This window comes from Oxalobacteraceae bacterium OTU3CAMAD1, from assembly GCA_024123915.1.
GTDB lineage: Bacteria > Pseudomonadota > Gammaproteobacteria > Burkholderiales > Burkholderiaceae_D > Rugamonas.
Genome location: CP099650.1, coordinates 4,691,855 through 4,702,317 on the forward strand (window position 1 = coordinate 4,691,855; position 10,463 = coordinate 4,702,317).

The 10,463-nt window shown below is 58.8% G+C and carries 12 protein-coding genes; 3 read left to right on the forward strand and 9 right to left on the reverse strand.

Annotated elements, in window-relative coordinates; genetic code table 11:
* Positions 1-8: 8 nt before the first annotated feature.
* Positions 9-338, forward strand: a complete 330-nt coding sequence (locus tag NHH88_20045; protein USX11984.1) for a DUF2288 domain-containing protein — start codon at positions 9-11, stop codon at positions 336-338.
* A 13-nt stretch (positions 339-351) separates the two neighbouring features.
* On the opposite strand, the gene NHH88_20050 is transcribed toward NHH88_20045, so the two are convergent.
* A complete protein-coding gene (locus tag NHH88_20050) occupies positions 352-2,205 on the reverse strand; it encodes an alpha-amylase family glycosyl hydrolase (protein USX11985.1) in 1,854 nt (617 codons plus the stop codon).
* Positions 2,206-2,483: 278 nt separating this feature from the next.
* On the opposite strand from NHH88_20050, the gene NHH88_20055 reads away from it, so the two are divergent.
* Together NHH88_20055 and NHH88_20060 are read left to right on the forward strand one after the other, a co-directional pair.
* The gene (locus tag NHH88_20055; protein USX11986.1) at positions 2,484-3,416 is read left to right on the forward strand and encodes a glycoside hydrolase family 43 protein; all 933 of its coding nucleotides are present in this window, start codon (positions 2,484-2,486) and stop codon (positions 3,414-3,416) included.
* Positions 3,416-4,117, forward strand: a complete 702-nt coding sequence (locus NHH88_20060; GenBank protein ID USX11987.1) for a hypothetical protein — start codon at positions 3,416-3,418, stop codon at positions 4,115-4,117. Before NHH88_20055 ends, NHH88_20060 begins: the two co-directional genes overlap by 1 nt.
* A 74-nt stretch (positions 4,118-4,191) precedes the next feature.
* Here NHH88_20060 and NHH88_20065 read toward each other — a convergent pair whose 3' ends face one another.
* The 8 genes from NHH88_20065 to NHH88_20100 form a co-directional block, all read right to left on the reverse strand.
* Positions 4,192-6,231 carry an alpha/beta hydrolase domain-containing protein gene (locus tag NHH88_20065; GenBank protein ID USX11988.1) on the reverse strand — a complete coding sequence of 680 codons (2,040 nt, stop codon included), beginning with the start codon at positions 6,229-6,231 and terminating at the stop codon, positions 4,192-4,194.
* Positions 6,232-6,296: 65 nt separating this feature from the next.
* Complete coding sequence (locus NHH88_20070) at positions 6,297-7,370, reverse strand: DUF4272 domain-containing protein (GenBank protein ID USX11989.1); 1,074 nt, start codon at positions 7,368-7,370, stop codon at positions 6,297-6,299.
* 14 nt (positions 7,371-7,384) lie between these two features.
* Positions 7,385-8,224, reverse strand: a complete 840-nt coding sequence (locus tag NHH88_20075) for an aldo/keto reductase (protein USX11990.1) — start codon at positions 8,222-8,224, stop codon at positions 7,385-7,387.
* 16 nt (positions 8,225-8,240) lie between these two features.
* On the reverse strand, positions 8,241-8,462 hold the full coding sequence (locus tag NHH88_20080; GenBank protein USX11991.1) for a hypothetical protein: 222 nt from the start codon (positions 8,460-8,462) through the stop codon (positions 8,241-8,243).
* Between the two features lie 96 nt (positions 8,463-8,558).
* Complete coding sequence (locus tag NHH88_20085) at positions 8,559-8,948, reverse strand: hypothetical protein (protein ID USX11992.1); 390 nt, start codon at positions 8,946-8,948, stop codon at positions 8,559-8,561.
* A 234-nt stretch (positions 8,949-9,182) separates the two neighbouring features.
* Entirely contained in the window at positions 9,183-9,608 is a 426-nt protein-coding gene (locus NHH88_20090; protein USX11993.1) for a hypothetical protein, read from the reverse strand.
* Positions 9,609-9,654: 46 nt separating this feature from the next.
* On the reverse strand, positions 9,655-9,864 hold the full coding sequence (locus tag NHH88_20095; GenBank protein USX11994.1) for a DUF4926 domain-containing protein: 210 nt from the start codon (positions 9,862-9,864) through the stop codon (positions 9,655-9,657).
* Between the two features lie 63 nt (positions 9,865-9,927).
* Positions 9,928-10,248, reverse strand: a complete 321-nt coding sequence (locus tag NHH88_20100; protein USX11995.1) for a hypothetical protein — start codon at positions 10,246-10,248, stop codon at positions 9,928-9,930.
* Positions 10,249-10,463: the final 215 nt, after the last annotated feature.

A 10,463-nucleotide genomic window follows, 5' to 3' on the forward strand; every position in this document is an offset into this window, starting at 1 on the left:
TTTTTACCATGCAAACCAAACCTGAAAACGACACTGAACTGCGCCTCAAAGTGAACCGCGAGACCGCGCGCATGCCATGGACCGAACTGCTCAAGCATTTCGCCGCCGGCAACGTGGTGTGGATCGCCAACTCGCTCGACCTGGTCGATGTCGCCGTGCGCATCTCGCACGACGACAAGGTCAACATCAGCCAATGGATGAACGCCGGCCTGCTCGCGCGCGTGAGCGACGAGCAGGCGCAAGGCTGGCTGGAAGCCAACGCCGAACTGTGGGCGGTCGTCGTCAGCCCGTTCATCCTCGTGCAGCAGGAAAAAGCGGTTCCAGCCAGCGTGCACTAAGTCCCCGCCTAGATTAGAACTTGAAGCTGCCCGCGTCCAGGGTCAGCGTCCCGCCGCACGCCGGTGTGGTGGCTTCACGATTGCCGCTGGCGGTGGACTGATTACTCTCCCACACCGTGCTCACGCCGTACTTCATGAACTTGTACTGGATGGCGGTCGCCGGTGGCAGCTGGAAGGTGCGCGACCACGGCACGTTGGCGCCGCTGCCTTCGATCGTCAACTGGTTGCTTGTACCCTGCACCCAGTTACCCAGCTCCGCGCGGTTACCGACCACATAAACGTTCTGCCCGACCACCGTGTTCGCGTTCGCCACGCGGAAGGTCACCGGCACCGTGGTGCACGTCCCGCCTCCACCGCCACCGCTACTGCCCACCTTCTGGTTGATATGCAGCGCTACCGCTGGCACGACCGAACCCCCATTGCCGGGAATGCTCACGCTGATCACGCCATTGGTGCCGACGGTCACGCTGTCGCTGGTGCAGGCGGTGCCTGCGGCGTTCAACTGCCCATGCACGACGTTGCAATAGGTCCCCGCAGGCAGCTGCGTTTGTAGCGACGCGTTCCACGTCGCGCTGTCGTTATTGATCGCGACATAGCCCTTCGCGCCACGGCCGAAGGCGATCTGGTTGCCGGTGCCGTTGGTGAAGTTGTCGACGCCCTGACCTGACGTCACCGCGCGGAAGGCAACCATGTTCGAGATATCGCTCCAGCGGTGGATGAAGTCCCACTGCTGGTTGATCAGCGGCGCGCCGCTGGCGTCGAACGGACTGGCGCTCGGCGGGCCCTGATCGTAGCTGGTGAAGCGGAAGCCAGAGTGCAGCTGCGCCGCGCCGTAAGGCCACGCCAGCATGAAGATATTGGCCAGGTCGTAGCGCTTGGTGCCTTGCGTATCGTTGGGCGAACCGGAGACGTAATTGCTTGCCACCAGTGAGCTGTTGTTACGCTCGGTGTCCCAGTTGTTGACGAACACCGTCGCCTTCTCGCTCGGGATGAAACCCCAGGTGCCGCCCCAATTACCCGGTGTGCCCATGATGGTGCGGATCTGCGACAGGTTGGCGCCATTCTCGTTGCGGAACACGGCCTTGATCGCGTAGGTGTACTGGAACTCGTTCAGCGTGCCGCCCGCGAAGTAGCTCGATCTCACCACGTTGCTGTCCGGGATAACCTCCTGCGTCACCCACAGCGGCTCGCCGGAGGTGGTGGTCTGTGTCACGCCGCTCATGATGGCCTGGATATCGGACGGCTGCATATGCTTGGCCGCGTCAAAGCGCAAACCGTCCACGCCCATGGCGACCAATTTGTTCAGATAGGTTTTCACCTGGCCTTGCACGTACGCGCCTTCCGTCTTCAGATCCGGCAGGCCGCTCAGGCGGCAGAACATCACATTATTGCGATTACCGGGCGAGCCGTAGTCGCCGCCGGCGATATCGCAAGCCGGATGGAAATCGCTGCCGCTGAAGAAGGGATACGTCAGCGACGTCGAATTCCAGGTCGAACCGTCGGTCGCGGTGCCGGCGCCCGCCGCCACGTGGTTCACCACCACGTCGACATAGATGCGCACCTTGGCCGCGTGGCAGGTGTTGACCATGGCCTGGAACTCGGCCTCCGTGCCCATATTACTCTTGAGCGAATTGAAGTTGACCGGCTGGTAGACATCCCACCATGTACCGAGGCTGGCCGCCGCCGTCGGCGGCGACACCTGCACCGCGCCGTAACCTTGGGGACCGAGCCAGTTGGTGCACTCCTTGGCGATGTCGTTCCACTTCCAGCGGAACATCTGCACCGAGGTATCGGGCGCGTTGAGTGCGGCATGCGCCGGCACCGCCATCAGTGCGCTCAACAAACCTGCGGCGCAAAGGGATTTCATCAGACTGCGTTGTGTCGAATTGATCATCATGTGTCCTTATCGTTATGTTTAGGGAAATACTGTCTCCCACACAAAATGTAGCAGAACTACAGTAAACATCAACTGGAATCTGAATTATTTTCTCCTATGGTGGCGTCGGATATGTAAGGCGACTACATATATATATGTAGTCGCGATACAGATCGGAATATCAACCATGTGAAAAAAGTCATTAGACGGGCACCGGTGTGTGGCACAGCATGGGCTGGCTGCACACACCAATAAAAACGGAGACAAACATGAGTAAATTCACGCACCTGAAAAAGTGGGCGGCCGTCGGCTGCCTGACGCTGGCCTCATCCTTCAACGCCGGCGCCACCACATGGACGCTGACCGGCGCGGTCGTCACACACGACCCAAGCGTCTACAAGGAAGGCAATACCTGGTGGATCACCGAGACCAGCGACACCGGCATCGGCGTCAAATACTCCCCAGATGGCCGCGCGTGGACGCAAGGCGTCAGCATCTTCGGCGGCGGCCTGTCGTGGTGGGGCCAGTACAACGGCAACAGCAAAACCGTGTGGGCACCGGACATTCATGTGTGGAACGGCAAGGCGATCATGTACTACGCGGTGTCCACGTTCGGCAACCAGAAATCGGCGATCGGGCTGGCCACTGCGAGCAGCATCGCCCAAGGTAACTGGACGGACAAGGGTGTCGTCATCACGTCCGCACCGGGCGACAACTTCAACGCGATCGATCCCAACTTCGTGGTCGACAAATCGGGGCAGCCATGGCTAAGCTACGGCTCCTTCTGGGATGGGATCTTCCTGACGCGGGTGGACGCCAACACACTCAAACCCATAGGCACCAAATACCGTCTGGCCGATGACGCCGCCGGCATAGAAAACCCGTTCATCATCGCCAACGGCTCGTACTACTACCTGTTCGTCTCCAAAGGCACCTGCTGCGCGGGCGCCAACAGCACCTATCACATCTCCTACGGCCGCTCCACCAGCATCACCGGGCCGTATGTCGACAAGAATGGCGTCGACATGCGCAACGGCGGCGGCACCGTGCTCGACTCGGGTGGCGCGCGCTTCATCGCACCGGGCGGCGAATCGATCAGCAACGGCGCGATGGTGCGCCATCGTCTCGACAGCCAGAACAACTACAACGGCGTACTGTTCATCAGCGACCTGTTCTTCACCAACGGCTGGCCGACCTTCTGATGACGTACCAGGCGGAGAAAAAACGCTGGCCGGTGATGCTGGCGGCAGCCGCCGGCGGCATCCTCGGCGCCACAGCGCTCATGTGGGCGCGCTGGCCGGACGACGAACCGGCCACCGCACCCATACCTTCGCCGACGATGGCGGCGCCTGTGGTAGCGGGCGCCGCGCCGTCTCGCGGTGCATCGCCGCTCCGCGGGCCCGGTGTTATATCGTCGGATATCGCGCTGACCGACAATCAGGAGCTGATCGCCGACAGCGCGCTGCGTAAAGTGATGGATTCCTATTTGCTCGGAGGCGGCGACAAGGGAGGTCTTCAGGCACTACTGGACTACCTGAATCGCCACCTGCCCGCCAACGCGGCGCGCGAAGCGGGACAGCTTGCGACCAGCTACAACGCGTATTTGAGCGCGCACGACCAACTGCTGGCGGCGCAAAATTTCGGCGCCACGCCCGACCTCAATCGCCTGATCGGCTGGCAGCGGCAGCGGGAGCAACTGCGCCACCGCATGCTGGGTGAGAAAGTCTCGTTAGAGTGGTTCGGCAACGAAGAAGCCTATCTCACGCAAGCGCTGGAAGAGCTGAGCCAGCGCCGCGACGGCAAGGCAGCGCCCACAAACAGCGCGGACGAAGACCAAGCGAAGCATGACCAGCATATGCAGCAAGTGCTACGGGACGCGATTCACTTCCACAGAGACACGTAGGGCGGATTAGGCGGAACGCCGTAATCGGCCATGTACGCGCCGTCGGCGGCGCATCGATGGCCGATTACGCTACGCTAATCCGCCCTACGTGCCTCCGCAAACAAATACCCGCACCCCTGATCCGAAGGATCACGCGCCAATATCCGATCATACAACCCCACATTCTCCGCCAGCGTCCTCGCCACATCCTCCGGCAGCAACAACCCAGCCGCCACCTGCCGCTCCGCCGCCGCCTGCACAGCCGCCACAAAATCACCCCGCGTCGGATACCGCACCTCCAAACTAGGCCGAGGATCCCCAGCCGCAACCCGCTCCGCCTCCGTCCTCGCAAACGGCACAAAACTCCCATCGAAACGCGACGTAGCCCAAGCAAACCCCGTCTCCGGCGCCCGCAAATTCCACCCCGTATGGGTCCCCAAAGGCGCCTGCAACTCCACCAACCGCACCCCGCCCCGGTCATTGCCATCGGCATCCGGCGTCGGCACGCGCGTCTCGTATTCATCGCCACGTTTAACCGGCACCCCGCCACCGATCAACCTCGGCTCGCGCAGATTCTGCTCCGGCGGTATCAACCCCAAGCCCTTGGGGAAGATCGCACGATAATCAGCAACCGTCGTCAGCGAACCGTCGGCCAGTTGCGGATAAGCGCTCTCCGGCGGCTGCTTGCCGTCGACCACCCACTGCTCCAGCCCCACGATCAACGCCCGCATAGGCAAATAGTGATTGCTGGTGGAGACGCAAGCCGTGAACGGCGCGCGCACACGCGAACGGCCGACATAATGCTGCGCGCCCATGAAGCCGTAGACCCGCACATTGTCCGCCGGCGCCACGTCGCGCGCACCATCCGTGGTGGTGGTGATCAGCGAAGCGCCGCGATTCCAGTACTCGGTCGATGTGTTCGCGTAAATCAGCTTCGGCAAATTCCCCTGCTTGTCCCGCGCCCGATCAAGGGTGGACGCCGTTTTGCCGCTAACAGGATCGCGCGACGGCGCCGTGGTGAACGGGAAGGCATCCGCCGGATACTCATGCTCCTCCATCATCGACGGGTGACGCGTAGGCTGTACGAAGCGGCTATTAAACCCCGCCGAACCGCCGGCGCCAGGCACTTGGAGGTACGCGCCGCTGAAAGCCAACCGCCCGGATTCGTCCACATTCAGACCATCGTGCAGCATCCGGCCGATCAGGCGGCCGGACTGACTGATGCCAAACATGAGCACAGCCTTGGGCACGGGCGCGCCCTCAAACGGTGTATCACGGAAGTAGGCCAGCAGATCGCGTATGCCAGCCAGCCCCGCTCCGGTGACGTAAGGGTCTTTCGCCACGTACGTCAATTCATAAATGGTATCGGGCTTGAAGCCGCCGTCCAACTGCACGCGGCCGGGCCCGCCCTTCTTCTCCGGCGCCACGAAACTCCAGCTGCTGCGCGGGATGGGCTTACGCTTATCGGCGGGACGCGCCCGTTGGGTCAACTGCGCTTTGGGATCGCCAGGCTTGGCCGGTTCGTAGGTAAGGCCACGCTGGCCCGCGTAGACCGCGATATCGATCGGTGCGTTGACGGTGAATTCATTTTGCACCTTGCCCTTGATACCCTTGGCAACCGGCGGCGCAAACACCAGCGGACGCGCGCCGGCAGCCTGCGGCGCCACGTCCCACGTCCAGGCGGAGAACAGCAGCGAGTAACCATGGCGCATCAGGAAACCGTCACCCGCGTCGGCGGCTGTGGTGGGATCGTTGTTGACCGGGCTGCGGCCATTGACCTGCCCCATGATCGCGATGCCGCCACGGTTGTTGACGTCATAAATCAAACTGGAAGGCTTGGTTCCGATTGGGCGCAGCAGTACGAACTCGCTGGAGAAAACCACTCGGCCGCGCGCATCGCGGGGTGCACGCTTCAAATCCACGATAACGGCGTTGGACTTCGACTTGGGATCCAACGCGTAGTAAGCGACGCCGCGTATCTTTTCATACGCACCGGCGTCGCCGAAAGTCATCCCCGCCGCGAACGGCGTGCGCTCGATCACTTCGATACGTTCCACCGCCGCCCGCGCCGGTACGCAGAGTGCCGCCATCGCGGTCGTGGTGGCCAGCAGTGCCAGCCGGTGCCTGTAAATCATCCCGCGCCTCTATCCGTTTGCAAAACGTCTATCCTAGCAGACGTGGCGCGCAGGCGAGACAGCCGTTATGTGGGCGTATCGACTTCGTCCCAATCACGGTCTTCGAATCGAACCAGCCAGTTCAACGCGTGATGGCGCTCCTGCAGCACGCCATCGTTCAAGCCCGCCGGTGCCGGGTACTTCTTCAACAGCGCCTGGCGAGTGGCCCAATGCTGACGATAGTGCAAATCCAGCGCGTCCAAAATCTCCGTCGCCGACCGCATTGCCGGCTGCTTGCGCAAGCCTTCGGTCCCGCGCTCGATGGCGGTGCGGGAGATCGACGACACATCACAGATCGCGTCCGCGAACGGCAACGCATCCTGCAGCCCCAAGGCCCACTGCAACACCAGGATGGCCTCGTAGCGCCACAGGAATTGCGTGATTTCCTGCTGCGTTGGCGCCTCCTGCGCCAGGAATGCACGCTCCGCGTCCGTCAAACCGGCAAACGCCGGCGGAAAGCGCTGTTGAAGATCGGCGGCCGTAATCGGCGTCTCGCCGTTCAAAGACTCGGCGCGTATCGCCACCACGAACAAGGCCAGCATCCTTCGCAGCACATCCTCTGGCGCGCGCAAACGCAGTTCCGGCTCGGACACCAGCGGCGGCAGATCCGCCGGGACGGTGACCTTGCGGGCGGCGAGCAGCTCGTCGCTGCGCGCCTTGCGCTCCCAGGCCTGCGGCGGGTACGGCACCACAGCGTGCGGATCGCCATCGTCGCCGGAAGCCGGCAAAAGAATGCGTCCCAGCGGATCGCGCACGCTGCCATCGGCCATGAACACGATGGCGTTGGCCGCCTTCGCCCACGCGGAGAAACGAGCCATCTCACCCTCCTCCACGGCCAGGCTGACGTGCTGGCGCACGCGCTGGATGTGGCGAATCGCGTGGTAGCGCACGCGCGTCATGTTGCCCTGGCCGGCGTCCGCCACGAAGTTCATGAAACCATTGAGATGCGGCTGCAATTCAGGATCGGACAAATCGCGTCGCGCGTTCAGCATATGCGCGAAATCGAGCTTGGGCGCGTCGGCCACCGTGCAGTAGGCGTTAAGCAGGATGTGGTTACTAATGTCTTTCGCAGCGAAGAATTGTTTGATTCGGTTTAGCATAAGTAATTCGTCATTTAACGCATATCCAGCGCACGGCGACGGCGCGGCGGTGGAAACGCTCGGTCCAGCGCCGCCAGGTCTTCCGCAGAGAGGCGGATATCGGCGGCGGCGCGATTAGCGCGCAAGTGTACAGGATCGACGGCCTTGGGGATGGCGATCACTCCCTCTTGGTGCAGCACCCACGCCAACGCGACCTGCGCGGGCGTGACGCCATGCGCCTCGGCCACGGCAACCAGGCCGGGATTGCCAAACAGCGCGGCTTGTTCACGGCCGGTCGATTCCAGCGGCGAATAGGCCATCACCGGCAAGCCCTGCTGGCGGCACCACGGCAGCAGATCGAACTCGATCCCGCGCTTCATCAAGTTGTAGAGAACCTGGTCGGTGGCCACGGCGCCGCAATCGACGGCGTCCTGCATGCCCTCCAGGTCGAAGTTACTGACGCCGTACTCCTTGATCTTACCGGCCTTCTTCAGTGCCTCGAAAGCGTCGAAGGTCTCGTCCAGCGCGAAGCATCCGGGCCAATGCAGCAGATAGAGATCGATGCAATCGACCTTCAACCGTTTGAGACTACGCTCGCAGGCCGCCTGCGTGCCTTCCAGGTTGGCGTTGTGCGGATAGACTTTGGTGACCAGGTAGACCTCGGACCGGCGGCTGGCGATCGCCTCGCCGACGACCAACTCCGCGCCACCCTCGCCGTACATTTCGGCGGTGTCGATCAACGTCATGCCAAGATCGAGGCCCATTTGCAGCGCGCGGACCTCATCGCCCTTGCGGGACGGGTCTTCGCCCATATTCCAGGTGCCTTGGCCGAGTACTGGCACTGCGCGGCCTGATGGAAAACTGACTGTCTTCATTGCGGAATTCCTTTTTTTAAGAAACCAAGCTCGCCGCACGCCCTGCCCGGCTCAGTCGAAACTGGAATCGAACGTCTTTTACGATCTGGTGCTTGCCCCAGAAGAAATTACAAACCAGTGCGACCTCAGCACCGTCCTTGCTTTCAGGGAGGCAGCCGCCGCTGATCTTGACCACCTTCTCGCCTTGCTTCGACAACGGCAGCTCAATCGTCAAGCCTTCGGGGATAGTATCCGTCAACTCCACCTTTTCAACACAACTAGCCGCTCTCAGTTGAGTCGAGCACCCTGTTCATACCAAATTCCGCACCCATGATCGAAGAAGGCTACAAATTAACTAATATTCGAAGATTTCAGTACGAGATCCCAATCTTGGCACCGCTACGACAAAATTGCGCCACGCTCCCAAAATTCTTTGAAAGCGATCGATGTCAATATCCCTCTTGAAACTTTCATCCTCTAACGAGTAAATTTCAGCCTTCTCGCCACACAGGTATGCTCCCCAAGTCTCTCTCGACCAATCTTGACTGTCTGCTTCGCCTGACTTAACAGCAGCGACCGCGCGCAGCCCTTCATCCAACCAAGAAACAGACTTGGCGTAACCGAGCCCTCCATCGTCCATTAATAAACACCCAACGATATCGATGACACCTTCGGTTTCATTATCGGAGCGGCAAACTGGCTCGACCTCGCCATTTATCGACTCCCAGCTAAAATACACCTCCATAAAACACCTTACAATTTTGGGGCGCCGTCAAATCTGACATCAAGACACGAGTTCAAGCGCAGGGCATATCTGATCTTCCGAGATGCAAGTAGCTAGTCTAATGCAGTTGCGTGTACGGCAACGCAGACCTGCCCCTCCGCCCGGTACGCAACTCGCTGCCGCTACCAATCACATTGATGCTTTAGTCCTACAAGGGTGATGACGAGGTCAAACAAGTTGATTCCAGCGATAATTTCAATCCTCTAACCAGCCCCCCATCGGCCCCTTGATTTTGCCAAAATTGTAGTTTCCAAAATCACGAACAAACCCAGTAGTCAATTTTTCGTCAAACTTCACCAACATAAAATCCCCAGATGTTCGTCCTTCTTGAATAAACAAATCTTCCACAAAAATTTCCAACGGTTCGCACTTTAATTTACCCATGGCCCGAACTTTATAAAATAGCAAAGAACGCCCACCACCTAAACTAGGAACCATACGTAATATTTGATACATCATGTTCTGGTTTGCTATTTTCAACCTATATGGAAAATCGAAATCCTCGGGAAGATGATCGCCCAAAATAAACAAGCCGTCTCCCCTATCCACAAGCCATCCAGTAACTTCAACATTACTATCATGATCAAACATCGGATTTTTCAAAAGGTCTTTAACATCCATTCGGATAGTCTCTTCGTAGAGTTAATGACGCGATATCCCGGATGCCTCATCCACCTCGTTTAAGAAGTTCTAAATCTCTCTCATCAACGGTCCAAACATCAAGCGACTCTCCATCACAATCAATGAACTCAACTTCATATCGAGAGTCTTCAGATTCAAAAACCATTAATACAGCGCCAAGCATTCCCTTCGTGATATTTTCTTCTAAAGAGCGCGCTGCTTTTACAACGTCATAATCCAGAAATTTGGTTCTCATTGTTGGCAGGAGGTTCAGGACCACTGACAGCCCTATTGAACAACAATCCTCGTTTTAAAAGAGTTACTGTTTACACTCTTCCATAGTCCGGTAATAATCTTTAAGTGAGCATGTCCCACCCCAACCGTCTTTGTATCGAAATCCCTGACGAAACATACATTGCTCAGCGCGAGCCTTCTCCTCCACTGTCGCGCGTACGCCGGAAAAACCTCCAACATTCGGGTAGCCGCAGGCCAACATGGCTAGCTTAACATCATCCTCAGAGCTCCCCACTTTTATCAACATCTCAAAATCTTGGGGTGGTGGTTGAAATGGTTTACTAACACAACCGAAGCTTAAAACTGCGAATCCAAAAATTGCTGCAAGCCGGCTTTTATTCTTCATCTGGTTTTAAATATGAGTTATTTTCAAAAGACACAACTAAATTAAGAACACACCCCTACTGACATTCCTTTAGATCTAGAATATTTGGCAAGGAGCAAATACCCGGGGAGCCGTCTTTATGGCGAAAGCCCGACTTAACCATGCATTGCTGAGCACGAGCATGCTCCTGAATTGTAGAGCGAACTCCGGAAAATCCTCCAGCATTAGGATAACCA